Below are 582 nucleotides of genomic sequence, written 5' to 3' on the forward strand. Positions count from 1 at the left end.
TGATCGGCCTGCTGTCCGCGCGGTACGGCGCGTCAGCCAGAGCGCGGCCAGCAGGCCGATCAGTGCTGCGGGCAGCAGCCACGATGCCTCGGTGCCCAAGGACAACCCGAACATCCGGCCGATACCAGGATCGCCGCCGAACATCAGGTTGGCACCGCCGCCCCGCCCGTGACCGGGGCCGCCGGGGCCAGGACCGTGGCCGGGTCCCGGGCCCTCCTGCCCCAGGATGCGCTGGAGGCCGTTGTAGCCGAATGCCAGCTGCAGCAGGCTGTTGTCGGTCGAGCCGGCGATGTACGGCCGGGAGTCCGCCGGCCACAGCGCCACCAGCGCGATGTACCAACCCGAAGAGGCGATCATCGTCGCCGCGCCGATCAGCAAGGTGCCCAATCGTTTCCACACGCTCACCGCGGGTGCGGCGACCAGGAACATCAAGGCCAGGCCCGGCACGATCAGGAACGCCTGCAGCATCTTGGTCAGGAAGGCGAAACCCAGCGCACATCCCGCCAGTGCCACCCACCCCGCGCTGGCCCTGGCCGACACCGGCCCGACCGCGCGCACCATGAAATAGGCCGCCAGCACCAA

The 582-nt window shown here is 70.3% G+C and carries 1 protein-coding gene; it reads right to left on the reverse strand.

Annotated features, from left to right (window positions below; all coding sequences use genetic code 11):
• Positions 1 to 582 (reverse strand): glycosyltransferase family 39 protein (locus RNB18_RS50860; protein ID WP_394817802.1); only part of this gene is annotated, 582 nt, incomplete at both ends.

Source organism: Streptomyces doebereineriae, assembly GCF_031845645.1.
GTDB classification, from domain to species: Bacteria; Actinomycetota; Actinomycetes; order Streptomycetales; family Streptomycetaceae; genus Streptomyces; species Streptomyces canus.